Origin of the sequence: Sungkyunkwania multivorans (assembly GCF_042675645.1) — a bacterium.
Classification (GTDB): Bacteria; Bacteroidota; Bacteroidia; order Flavobacteriales; family Flavobacteriaceae; genus Sungkyunkwania; species Sungkyunkwania multivorans.
The window spans coordinates 130,343-151,846 of sequence record NZ_JBHTJH010000004.1 but is presented as its reverse complement, the minus strand read 5'-3'; the positions used below and the strand labels follow the sequence as shown (position 1 = coordinate 151,846).

Genomic DNA, 21,504 nt, shown 5'->3' with positions numbered 1-21,504 from the left:
AACGGCCTTCGGCAATCATCAACTAATCGATAAAAATGGTACGACTACTCAATATAGAATTCATAAAACTTTGGAACAACAAAGCCAGCAAGGTGTTGATCATCTCTTACTTTGTATTGCTCACTTTAATTTCGCTGATCGCGGCCATCAAATTTGACATTGGCCCGATAAAATTCCATCTGGCCGAATTGGGCATCTTCAACTTTCCATATATCTGGCATTTTAACTCGTTTATAGCTGCGCTCTTCAAATTGTTCTTAGCGGTGGTCATCGTTTCTATGATGGCGAACGAGTATAGCAATAAAACGCTAAAGCAAAATCTTATTGATGGCCTAAGCAAAAAAGAGTTCGTGCTCTCCAAATTTATAACCGTATTGGTATTTGCTGGGGTTTCGACCATATTTCTCTTTGTTGTTTCCATGATATTGGGGCTGGCATATTCCGACTTCGATGAACTACAGATCATCTTCTCTGAATTGGAATATCTATTGGCATTTTTTATCAAATTGATAGGTTTCTTTTCATTCTGTCTCTTCTTAGGCATTTTAGTAAAACGTTCGGCCTTTGCCCTTGGTTTCTTAATTCTGTGGTATATCGTTGAACAAATTTCTTTTGGCCTCCTCGGTTGGCAGCTGGAGGATTGGAAACTTGCTCAGAACATCAAAAATTTTCTCCCTCTAGAATCGATGTCAAATCTCGTTAAAGAACCTTTTACCAGACTTTCGGCCGTAAAGAATCTAGGCAATCAGATCGGGGAGAATTTCAATTTTGACCATGACGTTCACTGGTATCAAATATTGATCGTTCTCGTTTGGACGACATTATTTATCTATTGGTCGTATGCCTTACTGAAGAGACGAGATTTATAGTTATATTTATGGCTCTTATGATCTAAGATAAGACCAATGACCACTAAAAATCTTCTAGCCACACTATGTGCGCTGTGTTTTCATACGTTAATATTTTCTCAGGGCGAGGCCAACAATTGGTATTTTGGCGATGGAGCCGGACTTAGGTTCAACGCTGATGGTACCGTTACCGCTACCGATGATGGCCAATTATTCACGGATGAAGGTTGTGCCACCATCTCGGATGCCAACGGCGACCTTCTGTTCTATACCGATGGAATCACCGTCTATACAAGAAACCATCAAGTAATGGCTAACGGGAATGGTCTTTTCGGGGATCCTTCAAGTGCCCAATCGGGTATTATTGTGCCCGTGCCCAATAGCGATTTTCTTTATTACATTTTTACAGTAGATACCGTTTTTGGGGATGGAGATCCCGATACCGGTTTTAATTATTCTATCGTTGACATGAGTCTGGATGGTGGCAATGGTGCGGTAACTACCAAGAATGTGAATCTTTTACCAGATTCGTCTGAAAAATTATCGGCAGTGGTGAAAAATTGCTTCCAGAATTCTATCTGGGTGATTACGCAGGGGCCAGCAAGTATTGGCAGTCCTAACCTCAACACCTTTTATAGCTATGAGGTAAACGACCTTGGAATTAACCCAGTACCTGTTAGAAGCACTATTTCATCCTTACAAATTGAGGATGATCGCGGTTATTTAAAACTTTCACCTGATGGCACCAAACTGGCCAGTGCCAACGTCGAGTCTGGAATGTATCTGTTCGATTTTGATATCAACACGGGTATTGTAAGTAATCCTATAGAACTAACAATAAGTGGGACGAGCTCTTTTCCGTATGGGGTAGAGTTTTCGCCGAACAACCGCTTTTTATATGTCCACAGCTATAACAATGCTGGCTTCAACGGACCTCATGAGTCTGCATTGGTGCAGTTCGATCTTGCAGCTACAGATATCGAAGCCTCTCAAGTATTCATCGATCAGCGCCAAAATTCATACAGGGGCGCGCTTCAGCTAGGAAGCAACGGGAAGATTTATCGTACCCTTTCTTTTTCTTATCTCAATGGAAGCCAGTTTCTTGGTGTAATCGAGAGTCCCAATGAATTGGGATTTGCCAGTAACTACAGTCACAATGCCATAAACCTAAGCCCGAATGTTTCTAGACAGGGACTACCTCCTTTTATTCAATCGCTATTTAATACAGTAGATATTATTGCGGATGGTGATCCAGAAAACGATGGTACCACCGTGCTACAATTGTGCGAGGGAGAAACATATACCCTCAGTGCACCGGAAGTGATTTTTGGAGCATCGTACGATTGGACGGTCGATGGCGTCCCTGTTATTCCTACGGGAAACCCCTATGAACTTGAGGTGAGTAGTTCAGGTACCTATCGGGTAGAGATCAACCCAAACAACGGAGATTGTCCAACGATAGGTTTGGCCACCGTATCTGTAAACCCATTGCCTGAAGCGTTTGACTATACGTTGGTACAATGTGATGTTGACCCAGCTAATTCGATGGATGGCATTACCACCTTCAACTTTAACCAGGCACTTAATGACCTCACAGGAGGCGCCACAGACGTTACCGTAACTTTTTATGAGAGCGCGGCCGACTTGAGCAGTGACACGCCAATAACCAATACCACAGCGTATCGAAACACGGTGACCAGTACGATCATCGTAAAAATCGAATCAGGACCAGGTTGTGAGGATTTTGCAACTCTTACATTGAGTGTGCAACCCACTTTGGCGAGCCTTCCCAACACCGGACCCTTCGCTGCCTGCGACGACGATAGAGATGACGGAGTGTTATTGGCCACCTTTGATCTTGATGCCATTAGGACCACTTTTTTCTCGGGTTTTGAAAGTGTCTTTTTCTATGACTCTCTTGATAAAGCTTATTCAGAGGAAGACGCCTTACCGAATACCTTTGTCACTGAAGACGTAACGATATTCGTAAGGGTAGAAAACAGCAATGAGTGCCAAAATATTGAAACAATTCAGCTTATTGTGGATCCAAAACCTGAAGTGTTGATCGAAAACGGCATCATTTGCCTAAATGACCCTTTGGAGATAGCGATCGCAGAACCTGGATTTGATTTTTATGCCTGGTATAAGATAAATGATGATGGAACATTGACCACCATCTCGTCGGAACAGACTGCGAACATTGTAGAACCAGGCACCTATAGGTTAGAGATAGGAGTGGAATATAGCTCGTTCAGTACTCAGATGTTATGCACGAACGCTAAAGACTTTGAGATGGTCCCTTCCAATATCGCCACTTTTATGAGTTTCGATATCGGTGATCTTAGAGATAACAATACCGTTACCATCCTGGTCGATGGGGAAGGTGATTATGAATATTCCATATATAGTGGTCTTGGACCCTTTCAAGATAGCAATGTGTTTGAAAACGTTCCTTCGGGTTTCGTCGATTTCTTTGTTCGTGACAAGAATGGTTGTGGAACAGTAGGTGAATTTACGGCCGCGGTCATTGGGCACCCGAAGTTCTTCACCCCAAACAATGATTCTCATAACGATTATTGGCAGCTCAAAGGGCTAGAACAGCCGCTCCAGTCGGTCGCCCAAATCTATATTTTTAATCAGTTTGGCAAATTGGTGAAACAATTGAGTCCTCTTGGAAAAGGTTGGGATGGTACCTTTAATGGGCAACCCTTACCTGCATCGGATTACTGGTTCAAAGCTATTCTACAAGATGGTAGAGAATTCAAAGGACATTTTACATTGAAACGCTAATTTTTTTACTTCATATAACACAAAACCCCCTGATAAACAACAAAATATTGGCATTCACAACCTATTCCTGTTTTGTATTCATTGTATTTCTATTTTTGTGACTGTTATTGGGACGAATGAAAAACCTTTGGCCATTTATTATACTTTTCTTAGGCATTGTAGCTATTGACCTCGCCTGCCTTAATATTGATGGTCTTTATTCCGTGAGATATTTCACAAAACCCGCGGTGATCATCTCCCTTGGTATTTTTTTCTTTCTCAATGGAAAGCATCTAGATCGTACCCAGCAAATTTTCATGTTGGTGGCTTTAGCATGCTATGCGATAGGCGACATTATATTTTTGAATTATCAGAACGATCTTAACTTCATGATCGGCTTCATTTTTTTCCTGATTGCCAACGTACTTTACGTATTGGTATTTCAGTTCAAGGTTGAATATAATATCCCACGCCTTTTCATACTTTCTATTATTGTACTTGCCTATTGTTTCTTTCTATTAAGACTCTTAATACCTTTTCTTGGAGATTTTTTTATTCCGATCATCATTTTCATGGTGGTGATGTTCAGTTCACTACAAAGTGCCTATTTCAGAATTAAGCAAGTACAGGCAAATAGCTTTTATCTGGTACTCTTCGGAACCATGCTCTATGTGATCACACAAAGTATGGTCGCTTACAGTAGGTTTGTAGGGCCGCTGCCCTATGAAGACTATTTGACAATGCTCTTCTATGGCCTTTCCCATCTTGCTATCGTTATCGGTATCCTTTTAGAAGATCGCAATAAAACTGCCCATTAGTGTGAAAAACTTTGACCACTAAATCGGAAGGCTTTGAGTTACAAAGGCGAGCTATTTTCGTATTTTTACTACTTCGAAGCAAGGAAGCAAAAATGAAATTTAAAATCGAATCTGAGTTTAGTCCTACTGGAGATCAGCCAGAAGCAATTCAGCAACTCTCGGAGGGAATCGTCTCTGGTGAAAAATATCAGACTCTTTTGGGAGTTACAGGGTCGGGAAAGACCTTTACGATCGCCAATGTCGTTGAGGAAGTACAACGGCCTACGCTTGTATTAGCTCACAACAAGACCCTGGCCGCACAATTATATTCAGAATTTAAACAATTCTTTCCGAATAATGCCATAGAATACTTTGTTTCCTATTATGACTATTATCAACCAGAGGCCTATATTCCTGTTACCGGAACCTACATAGAGAAAGATCTTTCGATCAATGAAGAAATAGAAAAACTGCGGTTGAGCACTACTTCCTCCCTCCTATCGGGACGAAGAGATGTGTTGGTCGTCGCATCGGTATCCTGCCTCTATGGAATTGGAAATCCAGTGGAATTTAAAAAGAATGTCATAGAGATCAAGCGCGATCAGGTGATATCGCGTACTAAGTTCCTTCATCAGCTGGTTCAAAGTCTATACTCTAGAACAACGGCGGAATTTTTACATGGCAGTTTCAGGGTGAAAGGTGATGTTGTAGACGTCTTTCCGGGATATGCAGACCATGCCTATCGCATTCACTTTTTTGGTGATGAGATCGAGGAAATAGAGTCCTTTGACCCAAAGAACAATCATGTTATCGAAAAATATGAGCGCCTACTCATCTATCCTGCAAATATCTTCGTCACTTCACCAGACAGACTACAGGAAGCTATCAGGCAAATTCAAGATGACCTGGTAAAGCAGGTCGACTATTTTAAGGAAATCGGCAAGCCACTGGAGGCAAAACGACTGGATGAACGCACCAACTTTGATCTCGAAATGATCAGAGAGCTAGGATATTGCTCTGGTATAGAGAACTATTCACGCTATCTCGATGGAAGAGATGCTGGTACGCGCCCTTTCTGTCTCTTGGATTACTTTCCTAGTGACTATCTCATGGTCATAGACGAAAGCCACGTGACCATCTCGCAGGTGCATGCCATGTATGGTGGGGATAGAAGCAGGAAGGAGAACCTAGTAGACTACGGATTTCGGTTGCCAGCGGCAATGGACAATCGTCCACTTAAATTTGAGGAATTTGAAGCGCTACAAAATCAGGTGATCTACGTGAGTGCGACGCCGGCCGACTACGAATTGCAAAAGAGCGATGGCGTCTATATAGAGCAAGTGATAAGACCCACAGGGCTTTTGGATCCAGAAATCGAAGTAAGACCGAGCCTCAATCAAATAGACGATCTGGTTGAAGAAATACAGCTACGGGTGGAAAAGGACGAGCGTACCTTGGTCACTACCTTGACCAAAAGAATGGCTGAGGAGTTGACCAAATATTTGACCAGAATCCAGGTGCGTTGTAGATACATACACAGCGATGTAGATACCTTAGAACGTGTAGAGATCATGCAAGACTTACGCAAAGGAATCTTCGATGTTCTAGTCGGAGTGAATTTGCTGCGTGAAGGGCTCGATCTGCCCGAAGTTTCTTTGGTCGCCATTCTCGATGCTGACAAGGAAGGCTTCCTAAGAAGCAATCGGTCCTTGACTCAAACTGTGGGTCGTGCCGCTCGTAATCTGAATGGAAAAGCTATCATGTATGCTGACAAGATCACTAATAGCATGCAAAAGACGATCGATGAGACCAATTATCGCAGAGAAAAACAACTTGCTTATAACGCCGCAAACAACATCACCCCAAAAGCATTATCCAAGGCGATCGACAATGTACTAAGCAACAAGACCACTATCGGCGATTATCATTATGAGGTCTCTCAAAGTATTGCCGCGGAACCAGCCCCTGAATATATGACCAAAGATCAGATAGAAAAGAAGATCAGGGAAAAGCGCAAAGCCATGGAAAAGGCTGCCAAGGAATTGGATTTTATGCAGGCCGCTAAATTAAGGGATGAGATAAAGACGTTACAAGACTACAGTTAGAACAAGAATGGATTATTTTGATATGATCAAACAAAACTTCATATGAATAACGAAGCGGTTAAGGAATGGTATAACAACTTTTCGAACAAACAATCTACCATCGGTGTCAATGTTAGACATTATACCATTATGAATTATCTCATAGATGCTGGATTGAAAAAAGATCATAACATTCTCGAGATCGGGTGTGGAATTGGCACCTTGACCAGTTTAATTGCCAAATATGTGAAGGGAGAGATCGTCGCCACGGATATCAGTGACAAGTCCATCCAGTTGGCTCGCGAAAACCTAGGAAAGCGAAAAAACATAGACTTTGTCGTCACTGACATGAATTCGTTCGAGTATCCAGAAATGTTTGACTTTGTTGTGCTGCCAGACGTATTAGAGCATATTCCAAGCCAAGATCATGCTCAGCTGTTCGAATGTATTTCAAAATTGATGCACGACGAATCGATCATTGTCATTCATATTCCCCACCCCACCGCTCTGGACTATATACGACAGCACACACCCGAAAAACTTCAAATCATCGATCAGTCGTTACAAGCGGACATGATCATGGAAACGGTATACGCGAAAGATTTGATCTTGGTGCATTATGAAGCTTACTCGTTGACCAACGAACAGCCAGACTATGTACTGATCAAACTTAAAAAAAAACTTCCCTATAAGATATTCGACCCCTTGAAAAAGAAAAGAATAATTTACAAAAAGATGTTGGCAAGAATAAAATTTGCAATAGCGAGATTCTAAGCATCATGGAAGACAGCCGTCATTCGATCATTTACATCTATCCAGCACCTTCTACCTTTATAAAGAAGGATATTGATTTCTTATCGAAAAACTATGCTGTCAAGGTGCCGAAGCATCACTGGTCCAACAAGTGGTCCACCCCGATAAATTTCTTCAAACAATTTCTCTTCTTATGTCGGCATCTATTTCATTCTAAAGCGGTGATCGTGATGTTTGGGGGGTATTGGTCTTTTCTACCTTCGTTATTTGGAAGGCTATTTAAGACACCCGTCTTTATCATCCTTGGAGGAACCGATTGTGTATCATTTCCTTCTTTGGGATACGGAAGTCTGAGAAAGCCTGTATTGAGAACTTTCATCAAATGGTCTTATCAATTATGCACAAAACTGATTCCAGTTCATGAATCCCTAGTGCTCTCAGAGAACAAATACTTTCTAAAAGTTGCCGAACAGCACCAAGGCTATAAGCATCACTTTCCTGGTGTGCGCACGGATCATGAGGTAATACACAATGGTTTTGACCCGCTCTTCTCTCTGGAAGGACCACACAAGAAAGAACGAAATTCATTTATTACCGTAGCTTCCATCAACGATATGACCAGGTTCAAACTCAAAGGCATAGACATCATCTTTGAGCTTGCCAAGGTCTTTAAGGAGTGTTCTTTCACCATCATTGGAATGTCAAAGGATGTAGAAAGGCAACTCCCTAGAATTCCCAAGAATGTAAGCATGCACCCCTTTTTATCTCAAAAAGTATTTAAAACATACCTGTATCGTAGTGAATTCTATCTACAATTGTCAATCTCAGAAGGATTCCCAAATGCTTTGGGCGAAGCGATGCTTTGCGAATGTATACCTATAGGAACGAGTGTAGGGGCAATTCCTGATATCATTGATGATACCGGATTCGTCATCACAGAACGAGATAAAGACCTGACCCTGGCTTTATTTGAGAAGATACTTGAGATGGATGATGCTACACGCAGTCATTTGAGAAAAAAATCCCGTCAACGGATCATTGAAGAATTCAACATCTCCGAAAGAGCGCGTCGTTTTGAGCAATTGATTGATTCCCATTGAGCGTTGATAGTGCTTCGTATATGGAAAACTGCGGGGACTTGACAATAAAATAAACGCCCTCCTCCGAGGGCGTTTATTCAACTAACTAACCAAACATTATGAAAAATCTAGAGATTTTTAGGGGAGAATCTCCAAAACTCCAAGGTCTTATTGAATTTCTATCAATCGTTTTGGTTCCGGTTTCGCCTCTTCGCGCTTAGGCAAAGCGATAGCGAGTACACCATCCTCATAACTGGCGTTGATAGCCTCTGTGTTAACAGTTTCGGGCAAGTTGAAGCTACGCTCGAAACTTGAGTAACTGAACTCTCTACGCGTATACTGCCCTTCTACCTCTTCGCTCTTCGTTTCTTTCTCTGTCGAGATGGTCAGCACATCGTTATCCAACGAGATATTGAAATCCTCTTTCTTAAGTCCAGGAGCTGCCAACTCGATAGAAAAGCCTTCTTCATCCTCTTTGATATTCACGGCAGGAACACTTCTCGACAATACGTTTTTATTGGTACTGCCCCCAAACCAATCAGGTGTCAAAAACTCATCGAAAATCGATGGAAGCCATAGGTCGCTGTTTCGTCTTTTTACAAGTGTCATAATTCTATACTTTTAATTTGTTTTTGTTAATTTTCAACTTCAATACACTAGTGGCAAATACAGTTCCAATGTTAAATATGTGACATTATGTCTTTATTCTTGATTAAATTAATGACATTTTGTCAAGCATCTACATTCACCATGATCATTTTCTTAAATAAGGGAGCGGATTTTTTTCAATTTCCTCGTTTGGTTACTGCTCTAATACAAAAAGCTCCCGAGAACGAATTCTTCGGGAGCTGATTAACTAACTAACCACTAACTACCATACAGAAATGAAGTCTGTACATCTTTAAGACTCATTTGCCGTAGATTAGTTACAATATCCTGTTTATTTTAACGATAGATTAACAGGCAAGTTCATGAAAATCTTAAATACACCTGATCGTTGTGATCAGTTCATATAGTTAGATTCGGTGATCACTTTATCGTAAGCCTTATATATAGACTCATGACTTCCTTGACCAATAATGGTATTCCCTCCCTGCCGACGAACGCTTTGCATCAAGGCATTATATTTATTCTCATCTGTGGCCGTATCCCTAAAGTCTCTAGCGGTCTTTATGTAATTGTCTACAGCCCTTTGAAACATGGATAGCAAGTGTGCACCTTTGAATTCCTTTCTCAAATCTTCATTTTTAGAAGCTCGCTTCTTAAAAACACCATAATTTTCAACTACCTGCTTCAGTGCTTCGTCGTAGCGCTTCAAATCGACCTCACCATAATTTTCATATCCGATGCCTGAAAGTGTCTCCAAATGCTTTTTCATCGAATCGAGTAATAGCGCATGTGCATATCGAATATGCAACCCTTTCTCTTTAAGATCGTTCAATTCCTTTTGGCGAAAAGCCTCATCCATTTCTCTGATATGTGGAATCATCCCATTGCTCAATTCAATGAAAGAATTTAGATTTTTCAGAACTAGAGGATGCAATTGCTTCGCTTTCGCAAAATCATCATCTAAATATGCTTTTAGCTTATAGTAGTCGGTTAATTCCTTTAAGGGGCCGTTTAGCTCTTCATAACTTTCAACCAAACTGCCCCCTATCTTATCGAGCATTGGCATTTCAGGCTTTTGAGCGAGCATATTTTTCAAATCTAGTATGACATTCGTTCGGTCATATACAGGAATATAATAAACTTCCTGCTTCTTTTTTGGCAAACCTGTTTCAAGGTCGAACATGTTCACATAAAAACTATGTGTGCGTTCGATTTCAGGAGTCACCTTATTCCAAACGGCAACATAGGCGTTGTACTTATTGATGAGCGCCTGGTCCGCATCAACTTCCTTCTCGGAGTTATCTGCCGCGGCCTCCGTATTTTTTGCGTCAGTCTTGCAAGATTGCAAGCTCATAAGAATACATCCCAATATCAAGCCCATTTTAAAAGATCTACTGCTTATTTTAACTTCCATGATTGATTTTTGAATTAAAAATATTGCTGTCAAAGTTACAGATCGCGCCACACTTAAACACCCCTGAAAACCATGGTATTTGGCGCTTCTATCTTGGCCTCTTCACTGAACTAAGGCCATAAAAAAAGGGCTTCCTAGTGAAGCCCTTTTGGTGTATATCCATAAATTGTTCTATGCAAGCACTTCTTGTACCTTGTCTGCGGCTTCCTGGAATTCCACGGCACTGTGCACCGCTAATCCAGAGTTATCGATGAGTTCCTTCGCTATTTCAGCATTGGTTCCCTGCAAACGCACAATGATAGGCACATTGATTGCATCCCCCATATTCTTGTAGGCATCGACGATACCTTGTGCAACGCGGTCACAACGTACAATTCCTCCGAAGATGTTTACCAAAATTGCCTTCACGTTCGGGTCTTTTAGAATAATTCGGAAGGCCGCCTCAACGCGCTTGGCATCTGCCGTACCCCCAACATCTAAAAAGTTAGCAGGCTCTCCGCCAGCCATCTTAATGAGGTCCATGGTGGCCATTGCCAAACCAGCGCCATTGACCATACAACCTACATTACCATCGAGATCCACGTAGTTAAGTCCCACTTCTCTCGCTTCTACTTCGATAGGATTCTCTTCACGTAGGTCGCGCATATCCATATAATCTCGGTGGCGATATAATGCATTATCATCAATGGTCACTTTGGCATCCACTGCCATGATCTTATTATCAGAGGTCTTCAACACAGGGTTGATCTCAAACATGCTGGAGTCAGATTTGATATAAGCGGTATACAAGGCGGTTACGAATTTGGTCATATCCTTGAATGCGGCACCACTCAGACCAAGATTAAAGGCGATTCTTCTCGCTTGGAAAGGCATCAACCCGACAGATGGGTCTATTTCTTCAGTAAATATCAGGTGAGGAGTTTCTTCAGCAACCGTCTCGATGTCCATTCCGCCTTCGGTAGAGTACATGATCATATTGCGACCGGTGGCACGGTTGAGTAAAACCGACATGTAAAATTCGCTAGGCTCGCTATCCCCTGGATAATAGACGTCCTCAGCGACAAGCACTTGATGTACTTTTTTTCCCTGTGGTGGGGTCTGAGGGGTTTTTAGCATCATACCGATGATATCCTCTGCGCGTTGCTCTACCTCTTTCAAGTTTTTGGCAAGCTTTACACCTCCTCCTTTACCTCTACCACCTGCGTGGATCTGCGCCTTGATCACATGCCAACCAGTTCCGGTCTCTTCGGTAAGTTGTTTCGCTGCAGCTACTGCCTCGGCAGCATTCTGCGCTACAATACCACGTTGAACGCGTACGCCAAAACTAGCTAGGATCTCTTTTCCTTGATATTCGTGTAAATTCATCTTATACGTTGTTGTTTACAGCCAACAAAAGTAGCAAACTGCCGACTGTTAACCAACAATTTTTAAACTGAAAAAAATACACTGAAAAGAATATTCCCGTCTATTCGACAATTCTTAACAAATATGCCTTACCGACTTGCTCCGGCCTTGTTTCCGGATTTAAAAAGGAAAGTTTCAACCGTGTGATCCTATAGTGGTCCATCGCATGCTCTCGATCCCAATTAAGTCCTTTTTGTTCTAACAGTTCGAGTTCTTCGTCATAGGCCAATAACCAATCTCCACTCTTCAGCGTTTTGGTAACCTCTTCGATCTTTACTTTGGCTATTTCCTGTTTTAAATAGAAGTCCAATGACCAACTAGCCCGCCATCGATCGATCTTAAAAACACGGTCTTTATCGATTTTGGCTTCTTTGATGATCATCGCCGCATTGTTACCGGCTTGGAAATGAAGCAAGTTTGGATAGAATTGAGTGTTTAAGCAAAAATTGATGAGTACCATAAAATATACCGATATCATGATCATCCTCCTGGTCATCGACATGGGGACTTTTTGCAAATAAATGAATCCGATCAGTAAAAATACTATACTGACGATCGCCATCGCAGATGGAACACCGAACGCCCAAAAAGTCAAGAACAATACGAATACAGTTCCTAAGCTTAAAGTTGCATATTGAATGATCAATAAGGTTCTGATAAATTTTGTTTTCCCGTTTTCATGCAAGAACACCAAAAATCCAGCTACTAAAATTGCGAATATAGGTAATAGGCTATTTAAATAATGTGGGAGCTTGAACTTTGAAAAGCTTATGACCACCATGACCAAAATGATCCCTCCTACGGTTAAGAACTCCATCCCCTTTTGATAAGCGAATCTGATCTTGAACAGTTGTTTCAACCGAACAAAAAGAGCAGAATAGGCGATTATTGACCATGGTAGGAAGGCCCAAAGTAGGGTGTGGAAAAAGAAGAAATAGTCTGGGCTGTTCTGCTGAAAACCAGAAGCCGTCAATCGATTAAAGCTTTGATCCCAAAGAATGAAACGAACACCAGATATATTTTTCTGTCCTTCTATGATTTTCTCGGGATGAAGATCGAACTGCACATAAAAGGCATAAACGACCGGTGTGATGGTCAATAAAAAAAAGAATGACCCTATCAACACCTTCCAACTAAAGACGGATTTCCACTTGCGGCCGTAAAGCAAATAGCACAGCACGCAGGCACCCGGGATAAAGACGCCCAGTTGACCTTTCGTTGAAAAAGCCAGTCCAACACCGACGGCACCAAAAATGGCTGGAAGTAATTTTTGAGTATCGATATATCTCACCAATTGCCACACCCCAAAAGCCACGGCGCCTGTTAGTACCGCGTCAGTCCGTACATCGTGATTGGCCAAGATGATCGCCTGTGCCGAAAGAAAGACCAGGGAAGTGATATGGCCAGCTTTCTTTCCATATAAATGATGTGCCAGTCTAAAGGAGGAATAAGCAGCCAATATGGTAAATAGCAAGGCTGGCAGTCGATACGACCATTGACCAATACCAAATAGCTTGAACGAGAATGCCGCAAGCCAGAAGTGCAAATGAGGCTTGTCTAGATAATCTTTGCCGCCTTTATAGATATTCAGGAAGTCGTCTTCGAGATACATGCGCATCGCCATGGTGGCATGCTGCGCAGAATCATTCTCCATCAAGGGTATTTGCAACCCTAACAGGTAAATGACAGCAAGTAAAATATACAAGGTGAGATAATCTCTTCTTTGAAGAATCACTTCCATCTATTAATTATGGTTTAGCCACTTTTAGAACTTGGCCAAAGCTACGAAGTTTATCGAAGTATATTAGAATGAAGTTTCTTTATTTAAAAGTTATTCTATCTTGAATTCCTTAAAATCCAAAGGGTCATAGTTTCTGAAATGTCCATTCTTCATGATAAGTTCTTGGGTACGATGCATTTCTTTGATGATCGGGATGGTCGTGCCCAGATGGTCGATGATGAACTTTAGCCGCTCGCTCTCGTAGGTGAACTTTAGCAATTCATATTCATTTTCGATCGAAAGCCCAAGCGTGTGCGCAAAGGTGAAACTGTTAAAGCTATCCTCATAGGTGGTAGATTTCGCACCGATAAGCTTAAAGAGCTTTTGTATCATCTCGAAGGCCTTCATCTTTATGGAGGTGACCGAATCGTCGATCCGCTCGGGAAAAGTAACCTCTGCTCCTGCGTAGAGCTTCCCGGGAAAATTCTCATAGAACTTTTCGATCTTAAAGATGCGAGAACCAACGCAGACCACGTCCGATGCCCCATTTGGATACTTCTTCACCACCCGCTCCAGCGATATCTCCGTGCCAAACTGCATCTTATTGTTGATATAAGGAGGAATTCCAAAAGTGATCGCTTCGGTTTCGCAATCGCGAATCAACTCCTGATAGCGTTCTTCAAATATATGAAGCGGAACACGCTCTCCAGGAAAGACAACGACCTGTAAAGGAAACATTGGCAGCAAATAGCTCATAGATAGAATTTTACATAAATTTACGAAAAGTAGGAGCCTGAGCGAAAATATATCCGTCATAATTTAATTGTTATATTTACAACATTTTGTTTTATTTTTATAAATTATTGAATAATATTTTTTCTCTTTTCTCGCTTCATGTAGATTTGTCTAAGAAATAGTTTCGAAATGAATAACAAGGACCTTTTGAACATCGCTCGGGAATATGGCAGTCCGATCTATGTGTATGATGCAGAAACCATCATCAACCAATATAACCGCTTATCCACAGCATTCCATCAAGTGGCATCGCTCCGCCTCAATTATGCGGTGAAAGCGTTGAGCAATGTCAACATTCTTAAATTGATGAATCAACTCGGCGCCGGACTCGATACCGTTTCAATCCAAGAAGTTAAGCTGGGATTACTCGCCGGATTTACTGCCGAGCGCATCATTTACACGCCCAATGGGGTCTCTCTGAAAGAAATTGAAGAAGTTGCCGCGCTAGGTGCACAGATCAATATCGACAATCTATCTATATTGGAGCAGTTTGGAAGTAAATATCCAGACATCCCAGTTTGTATTCGCATCAACCCACATGTGATGGCCGGTGGAAACACCAACATCTCGGTTGGACATATCGACTCTAAATTTGGCATTAGTATACATCAGATACCGCACATTCTTCGCATTGTGGAAAACACAGGAATGAACATCAACGGGATCCACATGCATACGGGCAGCGACATCCTAGATATCGATGTTTTCCTATATGCCTCTGAAATTCTTTTTGAGACGGCAAAGAACTTTAAGAATTTGGAATTCATCGATTTTGGAAGTGGTTTCAAGGTGCCTTACAAACCGGGAGACATCGAGACCAATATCGAAGAATTAGGCGAAAAACTGTCAGTTCGCTTCAACGAATTCTGCAAAGAATATGGTAGGGACCTTACCTTAGCGTTCGAGCCTGGAAAGTTTTTGGTAAGTGAGGCCGGTCATTTTTTGGCGAATGTAAACGTCGTAAAGCAAACGACCTCAACCGTATTTGCGCAAGTCGACAGTGGTTTTAACCACCTCATCAGACCGATGCTCTATGGTTCCCAGCATCAAATCGAGAACATCTCCAATCCCGATGGAAAAGAACGATTCTATAGCGTCGTAGGATACATCTGCGAGACGGACACCTTCGCCAATAACAGAAGGATCAATGAGATACGAGAAGGTGATATCCTATGTTTTCGAAATGCGGGCGCCTATTGTTTTACGATGGCCAGCAACTACAATTCGCGCTATCGTCCAGCAGAGATATTATGGCTCGATCAGCAAGCCCATTTGATCCGTAAAAGAGAGACCATTGACGACATATTAAGAAATCAAACAGATATCAATATTGCTATTGAAAAGGAAAAGGTCACATAAAGCATTGATCTTTATTTTAGTTAGGGTAAAAAGCGTTGCACATGGTGTGGCGCTTTTTTTATTAACTTTAAGAAAACTATCAAGCCAAATAATGAAATATCCTGCGCTGTTATTGCTGCTTATCCTTATCTCTTGCAGCGAAGACCGACCTTTTGACCTCAATGTCATACTTGGTTCGGACCATCCAAAGATCAAAAAAGTGATGGCGGATCCTGAAGCCCACGAAGTGCAAGTGATCGTTTCGGAGATTCTCAAAGAGGATGAGGATGTCATCTTTATCGATCATCACTTTCAAGTGAATGACAGCAATTATTTTTATCCAGCCAGCACTGTCAAGTTTCCTGTGGCGGTACTCGCCATGGAAAAACTCTGCAAAGATCGGATCTATGATAGCCACACCTCTTTTTTTGTTGAAGGTGACACTACCCTTACGACTATGGCCAAAGAAGTGTCAAAGATCTTTGCCGTAAGCGACAATTTGGCCTACAATCGTCTTTTTGAATATTTGGGCACTGACCATATCAATAGCAACTTAAAGGCAAAGGGCCTTCATCCTGTTCGTATTTCACATCGATTGTCGACCAAAGATGCAGATGATGTGACGACCAAAGTCTTGATATTCGAAGAAAACGATTCGGTATTGACGCACACCCATAGTACCATCAACAAGGAACCCGAAAGACTTCAGTTGAATGGAATGTTAAAAGGAAAAGGTTATTATGAAGATGGGGATCTGGTACAAGAACCCTTTGATTTTTCAGAAAAGAACTACCTGCCATTGACAACCCTTCACAATTGCATGAAGCGACTCATTTTCCCTCAAGCGTTCGAAGCAGAAGAACAATTTGAGCTTAAGGAAGAAGATCGCCTTCTCTTGCTGGCGTCCATGAAAACAGTGCCCAGAACACTCGGATATGATGCAAGTGAATATTATGATGGCTATGGAAAATTTCTTATTATCGGTGACTCTACAGCGCCTCTTCCATCTCATTTGGAAATATACAATAAAGTTGGGTACGCCTATGGTTATCTCACCGATTGTGCCTATATCGTCGATACCAAAACGAATACCGAGTTCATCATCACCGCTACGGTTCATGTAAACGAAAATGAAATCTTTAATGACGATCATTATGAATATGATACTGTTGGCATTCCGTTCTTAGCAGAATTGGGCAGACAAGTACATCAACAACTTTCATCAGAAGACTAACCGATAAACACTGATCATCATGAAAAAACTAAGTTTTGAAAGTTTCACAAAGCGAATCCACATCAAAACCTCCATGGAAAAACTTTATTGGTGTTGGGGAACGGCAGAGGGAATCACCTCCTGGTTTTTAAGGAAAGCCGAATACACCTCTCCAGACGGGAAAAACAGAAGTGCATCGGAACACATCAAAAAAGGAGATAGCTATGTCTGGGCATGGCATAACTGGGATAGCGAAGAAAAAGGAAGCGTATTGGACGCCAATGGTATCGACCTTGTCGCATGGAGTTTTGCCGGTGACTGTATAGTAACGGTCACCTTAGAGCAAAAAGAGAAGGCCATATTATTGAGTTTGGTGCAATCGAACATTCCTGTAGACGAGAAAAGCAAGCTTGAAATTCATCATGGTTGCAGCAATGGCTGGACCTTCTGGATGGCCAACATCAAGGCCTATTTAGAGCATGGTATCCTATTGAACGAAACAGAGATCGACCTTCGGGCCTATGAGCTTTCTGGATATGAGTTTGTGAATATGTGATTACAGATCACAATAAAAGGTAAGTCCGTTCATATACGGATCATAGAAAGCAAACTCTCGCGTCCCCCAAGCGGTTTCTCTAAGCGCAGTTCTTTCGTGAAAGACCCCTTTGTCCTTATATTCGTCATAAAGCGCCTCAATATTCTGAATGACGAAGCGTAACATGGGGCGGTCCACTCCTTTCACCCATTCTGAGGCGTCGTGCCATTGCAGATGAATCTCGATGTTGTCTCGTTTCACTCCAGCGTACTTAGGATCTTCATAGTTATCCGCAAAGGCGATCTCGAACCCCAAGGCCTCTATATAAAATCCTAAGGCTGTTGTTACATCTTGTACTGGAAGCACCGGATGTATCGCCTCAAAATACCCGCCTTTACTCATGTTCTAAAGTCCACTTATATAGCTTCCATAAAGGTCTTTGAATTGATAGCCTTTGACAAAACGATGCTTGCTCAACTTCTTATAGGCTACCAATCCCCAGAGAACGAATTCCTTCAGAAAATAACGGTCTTCCATTGGAAAATCTGGCTGGTGCTTTTCTATGAGGTCATTCAATGGCGAGATGCTGTCGAGTAACTTCTTGTATTCAGCGTCGCTGATGTCGTCCAACAGTTCGAACCCATTACTTTCAAAGAACCATTCTACAATACCATCATAAGGACTCTTGGCATCCTGCCGCTCTAATTTTTCAATTTTAGGAAAGTACTCAGGGAACAAGGTTTTGATCGCTTCATTCAAGAGGTGCTGCGCAACAGCGGCAGCTCCTTCCTGTTCTCCTTCATAGACCAATTCTACCTTTCCAGTGATCGCAGGAACGACTCCCATAAAATCACTTAAGCGAATGTTTGTCTCTATCTCACCTGTTTTCAACATTCGATATTCTGCAGCACTCAAAAGATTTTCAAAGGCTGTGATACTCATACGAGCACTTACACCGCTCTTTGCATCTACATATTCGCTATCTCTCGCCTCAAAACTGATCTGTTCTAAAAGATCTTTGGCAATTTCAGGGACGTGAACTCTGTTGGTCTGTCGGTCATCTAACTTTGCTTCTTGTGAGGTAATGACCTTGGCCGTTGCAACAGTTTCGGGATAGTGGGTAAGTATCTGAGAACCGATTCGGTCTTTTAGTGGCGTCACAATACTACCACGGTTGGTATAATCCTCTGGATTTGCGGTGAACACAAATTGCATATCCAATGGCAGACGCAGTTTGAACCCTCTGATCTGAATATCGCCTTCCTGTAAAATATTAAAAAGTGCCACTTGGATCCGCGCCTGTAGATCGGGCAATTCATTGATCACAAAAATACTACGATTGGCGCGCGGGATCATTCCAAAATGAATGACCCGGTCATCGGCATAGCTCAACTTTAGATTGGCAGCTTTGATAGGGTCGACATCACCGATAAGGTCGGCAACCGTCACATCTGGAGTCGCCAATTTTTCAAAAAAGCGCTCCTCGCGGTGAATCCATCCTATTGGGGTATCGTCTCCTTTTTCTACAATTAAATTCTGCGCATAGCGCGAAAGTGGGTTTAGCGGATCATCGTTGATCTCTGAGCCTTCCACAACGGGGATCCATTCATCCAACAGATTTACCATCAATCTGGCTAAGCGTGTCTTTGCCTGTCCGCGAAGCCCTAATAGATTGATGTTATGTCGTGATAGGATCGCGCGCTCCAATTCTGGTATCACCGAATGTTCGTAACCATGGATTCCTGCAAAGGTGGTCTCTCCATCTTTGATCTTCTCTATCAAATTGCTTCTTAGCTCATCCTTGATACCTTTAGAACGATAGCCTGCCTCTTTAAGGTCTCCCAATGTTTTAATATTATCCTTATTCATAGTTTTCAGTTATCGGAAATTGATTGAGATTCGCAACAGCGTATATCCCCAGTTTGATCATTATCCTCGTATTCTTTTTTTTCTGTTTTGTTCGTAGTCTTCAAAGATCATTTCCCCAAGACCTTTGAGTCCGGTATAAAATGCCTTCCCCTGGTTAGCATAGGTAAACTCTCTCACAAATTGCATCAAATAGGGGTCTTGTGCAATCATAAAGGTAGTGATAGGTATTCTTAGTTTTCGTGCTTGCCGGGCAGTATTATAACAAGCTTCGAAAATGTTGTGATCCAAGCCCACACTGTTCTTATAATAGGTTCCATCTCGCATTCGCATGCAACTCGGTTTTCCATCGGTGATCATAAAGATCTGCTTATTGGTATTCCGCTTCCGACGTAAAATATCCATTGCCAACTGTAGCCCAGCAACCGTGTTCGTATGGTAGGGTCCTACTTGTAAATATGGTAACTCCTTTATGGAAATAGGCCATGCATCATTTCCGAATACAATAATGTCTATCGTATCCTTTGGATAACGCGTGGTGATCAATTCTGCCAAGGCCATGGCTACTTTTTTCGCTGGTGTTATACGGTCTTCACCGTATAAGATCATACTATGGCTGATGTCGATCATCAGAACCGTACTCATCTGAGCTTTATAATGTGTCTCCTCTACGACAAGGTCATCTTCGGTCATTTTAAAGCTTCCAAGACCGTTATTCACCTGAGCATTCTTCAAACTTTCGGTCATAGAGATCTGATCTAGCGAATCGCCAAAACGGTAACCCCTAAAGTCACCTGTATGCTCATCGCCAAGTCCAGCGTATTTCGTTTTATGATTGCCAGCGCCACTGCGTTTTAACTTACCAAACATCAGCTCTAGGGCATGTTGTCTTATCGCACGCTCGGTCTTCGCAGTGATTGCCATTCCCCCACCCCCATCAGGTTTTATTTCTTCCCGCAAGTAGCCTTTTTTCTTAAGGTCTTCTATAAAATCCTCAATGGTGTAGTCTTCCGTTGTAAGCTTGTACTCGGTATCCAATTCGCGAAGCCAATCCAATGCCTCGTCCACATCTCCCGAAGTATGGGTAATGAGTTCCTTGAAAATATCGAAAAGCTTGTCAAACGGAGATTGCTCTGGTGCCTTGTATTGTTCAAAGCGGAATCCTTTTCGTTTTAAGTCTTTGTTCATAGCACCTTAAAAATACTATTTTTTTGTCTATCTATCGCAGGATGAACCATCCTTAGAGTTTGTTTAACATTTCTATTTTACAAAAGAAAAGCTACATTTGCGCGAAGCTATCAGAACGCGCTATCAATGTTTGAATTTCACGGAGACAAAGCCCGCTATTTCAACTATCAATATCTTACCTCCAAAGAGCACATCATACCTTTTGTGGAGAGTGAGCTGGCCTTTGATAAGCAGCTGAATGTTCTAGAGATCGGCTGCGCCGAGGCGGGTGTGCTAAAGGCATTTACCGAACTTGGCCATCGATGTACGGGTATTGAGCTCAGCGAATCGAGGGTTCAGCTGGCCAAGGAATTCTTTGCGGAAGAACTAGCGGCAAAGCAAATAAAATTCATCATCAAAGACATCTATGACATTCGATTCCCAGAAGACCTCCAAGAGAAATTCGATCTGGTCATTCTAAAAGATGTGATCGAGCACATACATGATCAGGAGCGCTTTATCAAAAGACTTGAAGGGTTTCTATCTCCAAACGGAAAGGTGTTTTTCGGATTTCCGCCATGGCAAATGCCTTTTGGGGGTCACCAACAGCTTTGCAGAAGCAATTTTTTGGGAAAACTCCCTTATTTTCATTTGCTTCCGAAGATCCTCTACAAAGGGATGCTCAAACTTTTTGGTGAGAAAGAAGCGACCATTGCCATCCTACTAGAGATCAAAGAAACGGGCATCTCGCTAGAACGCTTTGAGCGCATCTTAGAAAAGGAATCCTTTGCAGTAAAGAAAAAACGACTATTTCTAACAAATCCTATCTATCGATACAAGTTTGGCCTAAAAACACGCCGGCAATTCAACCTGATCGCTCGATTGCCTTACCTAAGAAACTTTTTCACCTCTTGTGGCTATTACGTCGTGGGAAAGAAATAACCCTTTCTTATCAGGGTATTTCCGCCATCACAATCGGGATTGCTACCCTTTTGCAGAGCATAGCTATTTTGCATATTTGTTATAGAAATTGAATGTCGCAATCATTAAAGTCAGTGGCAAGTCGGTAGGCAGAAAATGCTAAGGATGGGCTCGCCACTGGTTTTTATATTC

At 42.0% G+C, this 21,504-nt stretch carries 18 protein-coding genes; 10 read left to right on the top strand and 8 right to left on the bottom strand.

Annotation, left to right across the window (positions count from 1 at the left end; genetic code table 11):
- Positions 1–35 precede the first annotated feature (35 nt).
- The 6 genes from ACFQ1M_RS03660 to ACFQ1M_RS03635 all read left to right on the top strand — a co-directional run bounded on the left by ACFQ1M_RS03660 (position 36) and on the right by ACFQ1M_RS03635 (position 8,351).
- The gene (locus ACFQ1M_RS03660; protein ID WP_386404027.1) at positions 36–869 is read left to right on the top strand and encodes an ABC transporter permease; all 834 of its coding nucleotides are present in this window, start codon (positions 36–38) and stop codon (positions 867–869) included.
- Between the two features lie 36 nt (positions 870–905).
- A complete protein-coding gene (locus ACFQ1M_RS03655) occupies positions 906–3,638 on the top strand; it encodes a T9SS type B sorting domain-containing protein (protein WP_386404024.1) in 2,733 nt (910 codons plus the stop codon).
- Between the two features lie 116 nt (positions 3,639–3,754).
- Positions 3,755–4,435 (top strand): lysoplasmalogenase, encoded by a 681-nt coding sequence (locus ACFQ1M_RS03650; protein ID WP_386404021.1) that lies wholly within the window; start codon positions 3,755–3,757, stop codon positions 4,433–4,435.
- A 92-nt stretch (positions 4,436–4,527) separates the two neighbouring features.
- Positions 4,528–6,519 (top strand): excinuclease ABC subunit UvrB, encoded by a 1,992-nt coding sequence (gene uvrB, locus ACFQ1M_RS03645; protein WP_386404019.1) that lies wholly within the window; start codon positions 4,528–4,530, stop codon positions 6,517–6,519.
- Positions 6,520–6,561: 42 nt separating this feature from the next.
- Entirely contained in the window at positions 6,562–7,272 is a 711-nt protein-coding gene (locus ACFQ1M_RS03640) for a class I SAM-dependent methyltransferase (RefSeq protein ID WP_386404016.1), read from the top strand.
- 5 nt (positions 7,273–7,277) lie between these two features.
- The gene (locus ACFQ1M_RS03635) at positions 7,278–8,351 is read left to right on the top strand and encodes a glycosyltransferase family 4 protein (protein ID WP_386404013.1); all 1,074 of its coding nucleotides are present in this window, start codon (positions 7,278–7,280) and stop codon (positions 8,349–8,351) included.
- Positions 8,352–8,498: 147 nt separating this feature from the next.
- On the opposite strand, the gene ACFQ1M_RS03630 is transcribed toward ACFQ1M_RS03635, so the two are convergent.
- The 5 genes from ACFQ1M_RS03630 to ACFQ1M_RS03610 all read right to left on the bottom strand — a co-directional run bounded on the left by ACFQ1M_RS03630 (position 8,499) and on the right by ACFQ1M_RS03610 (position 14,233).
- The gene (locus tag ACFQ1M_RS03630) at positions 8,499–8,939 is read right to left on the bottom strand and encodes an Hsp20/alpha crystallin family protein (RefSeq protein WP_386404010.1); all 441 of its coding nucleotides are present in this window, start codon (positions 8,937–8,939) and stop codon (positions 8,499–8,501) included.
- 394 nt (positions 8,940–9,333) lie between these two features.
- Positions 9,334–10,353: a DUF3829 domain-containing protein gene (locus ACFQ1M_RS03625; RefSeq protein WP_386404007.1), complete on the bottom strand. Its 1,020-nt coding sequence runs from the start codon at positions 10,351–10,353 to the stop codon at positions 9,334–9,336.
- 171 nt (positions 10,354–10,524) lie between these two features.
- A complete protein-coding gene (sucC, locus tag ACFQ1M_RS03620) occupies positions 10,525–11,718 on the bottom strand; it encodes an ADP-forming succinate--CoA ligase subunit beta (protein WP_386404004.1) in 1,194 nt (397 codons plus the stop codon).
- A gap of 100 nt (positions 11,719–11,818) precedes the next feature.
- On the bottom strand, positions 11,819–13,498 hold the full coding sequence (locus ACFQ1M_RS03615; protein ID WP_386404001.1) for an ArnT family glycosyltransferase: 1,680 nt from the start codon (positions 13,496–13,498) through the stop codon (positions 11,819–11,821).
- Between the two features lie 90 nt (positions 13,499–13,588).
- Positions 13,589–14,233, bottom strand: a complete 645-nt coding sequence (locus ACFQ1M_RS03610; RefSeq protein WP_386403998.1) for an LON peptidase substrate-binding domain-containing protein — start codon at positions 14,231–14,233, stop codon at positions 13,589–13,591.
- Between the two features lie 168 nt (positions 14,234–14,401).
- On the opposite strand from ACFQ1M_RS03610, the gene lysA reads away from it, so the two are divergent.
- The 3 genes from lysA (at position 14,402) to ACFQ1M_RS03595 (ending at position 17,379) form a co-directional block, all read left to right on the top strand.
- Entirely contained in the window at positions 14,402–15,631 is a 1,230-nt protein-coding gene (lysA, locus tag ACFQ1M_RS03605; RefSeq protein WP_386403995.1) for a diaminopimelate decarboxylase, read from the top strand.
- A gap of 91 nt (positions 15,632–15,722) precedes the next feature.
- Positions 15,723–16,844 (top strand): serine hydrolase, encoded by a 1,122-nt coding sequence (locus ACFQ1M_RS03600; RefSeq protein ID WP_386403992.1) that lies wholly within the window; start codon positions 15,723–15,725, stop codon positions 16,842–16,844.
- A 19-nt stretch (positions 16,845–16,863) separates the two neighbouring features.
- On the top strand, positions 16,864–17,379 hold the full coding sequence (locus ACFQ1M_RS03595) for an SRPBCC family protein (RefSeq protein ID WP_386403989.1): 516 nt from the start codon (positions 16,864–16,866) through the stop codon (positions 17,377–17,379).
- Here the strand turns inward: ACFQ1M_RS03595 and ACFQ1M_RS03590 are convergent, their stop codons facing one another.
- From ACFQ1M_RS03590 to ACFQ1M_RS03580, 3 genes are read right to left on the bottom strand one after another with little or no spacing between them, the layout of a single operon-like run.
- Positions 17,380–17,760: a glyoxalase superfamily protein gene (locus ACFQ1M_RS03590; RefSeq protein ID WP_386403986.1), complete on the bottom strand. Its 381-nt coding sequence runs from the start codon at positions 17,758–17,760 to the stop codon at positions 17,380–17,382.
- Between the two features lie 3 nt (positions 17,761–17,763).
- Positions 17,764–19,227 carry a magnesium chelatase gene (locus tag ACFQ1M_RS03585; RefSeq protein ID WP_386403983.1) on the bottom strand — a complete coding sequence of 488 codons (1,464 nt, stop codon included), beginning with the start codon at positions 19,225–19,227 and terminating at the stop codon, positions 17,764–17,766.
- A gap of 60 nt (positions 19,228–19,287) precedes the next feature.
- Complete coding sequence (locus tag ACFQ1M_RS03580) at positions 19,288–20,412, bottom strand: vWA domain-containing protein (RefSeq protein WP_386403980.1); 1,125 nt, start codon at positions 20,410–20,412, stop codon at positions 19,288–19,290.
- A 126-nt stretch (positions 20,413–20,538) separates the two neighbouring features.
- On the opposite strand from ACFQ1M_RS03580, the gene ACFQ1M_RS03575 reads away from it, so the two are divergent.
- A complete protein-coding gene (locus ACFQ1M_RS03575) occupies positions 20,539–21,333 on the top strand; it encodes a class I SAM-dependent methyltransferase (RefSeq protein ID WP_386403977.1) in 795 nt (264 codons plus the stop codon).
- Positions 21,334–21,504: the final 171 nt, after the last annotated feature.

Bases quoted from the DNA above. Each gene is read 5' to 3' on its own strand.
- ACFQ1M_RS03660 (WP_386404027.1), top strand. From the start codon at position 36: ATGGTACGACTACTCAATATAGAATTCATAAAACTTTGGAACAACAAA.
- ACFQ1M_RS03595 (WP_386403989.1), top strand. From the start codon at position 16,864: ATGAAAAAACTAAGTTTTGAAAGTTTCACAAAGCGAATCCACATCAAA.
- ACFQ1M_RS03655 (WP_386404024.1), top strand. From the start codon at position 906: ATGACCACTAAAAATCTTCTAGCCACACTATGTGCGCTGTGTTTTCAT.
- sucC (WP_386404004.1), bottom strand. From the start codon at position 11,718: ATGAATTTACACGAATATCAAGGAAAAGAGATCCTAGCTAGTTTTGGC.
- ACFQ1M_RS03630 (WP_386404010.1), bottom strand. From the start codon at position 8,939: ATGACACTTGTAAAAAGACGAAACAGCGACCTATGGCTTCCATCGATT.
- ACFQ1M_RS03585 (WP_386403983.1), bottom strand. From the start codon at position 19,227: ATGAATAAGGATAATATTAAAACATTGGGAGACCTTAAAGAGGCAGGC.
- ACFQ1M_RS03600 (WP_386403992.1), top strand. From the start codon at position 15,723: ATGAAATATCCTGCGCTGTTATTGCTGCTTATCCTTATCTCTTGCAGC.
- ACFQ1M_RS03610 (WP_386403998.1), bottom strand. From the start codon at position 14,233: ATGAGCTATTTGCTGCCAATGTTTCCTTTACAGGTCGTTGTCTTTCCT.
- uvrB (WP_386404019.1), top strand. From the start codon at position 4,528: ATGAAATTTAAAATCGAATCTGAGTTTAGTCCTACTGGAGATCAGCCA.
- ACFQ1M_RS03635 (WP_386404013.1), top strand. From the start codon at position 7,278: ATGGAAGACAGCCGTCATTCGATCATTTACATCTATCCAGCACCTTCT.
- ACFQ1M_RS03615 (WP_386404001.1), bottom strand. From the start codon at position 13,498: ATGGAAGTGATTCTTCAAAGAAGAGATTATCTCACCTTGTATATTTTA.
- ACFQ1M_RS03580 (WP_386403980.1), bottom strand. From the start codon at position 20,412: ATGAACAAAGACTTAAAACGAAAAGGATTCCGCTTTGAACAATACAAG.
- ACFQ1M_RS03650 (WP_386404021.1), top strand. From the start codon at position 3,755: ATGAAAAACCTTTGGCCATTTATTATACTTTTCTTAGGCATTGTAGCT.
- ACFQ1M_RS03640 (WP_386404016.1), top strand. From the start codon at position 6,562: ATGAATAACGAAGCGGTTAAGGAATGGTATAACAACTTTTCGAACAAA.
- ACFQ1M_RS03625 (WP_386404007.1), bottom strand. From the start codon at position 10,353: ATGGAAGTTAAAATAAGCAGTAGATCTTTTAAAATGGGCTTGATATTG.
- lysA (WP_386403995.1), top strand. From the start codon at position 14,402: ATGAATAACAAGGACCTTTTGAACATCGCTCGGGAATATGGCAGTCCG.
- ACFQ1M_RS03575 (WP_386403977.1), top strand. From the start codon at position 20,539: ATGTTTGAATTTCACGGAGACAAAGCCCGCTATTTCAACTATCAATAT.
- ACFQ1M_RS03590 (WP_386403986.1), bottom strand. From the start codon at position 17,760: ATGAGTAAAGGCGGGTATTTTGAGGCGATACATCCGGTGCTTCCAGTA.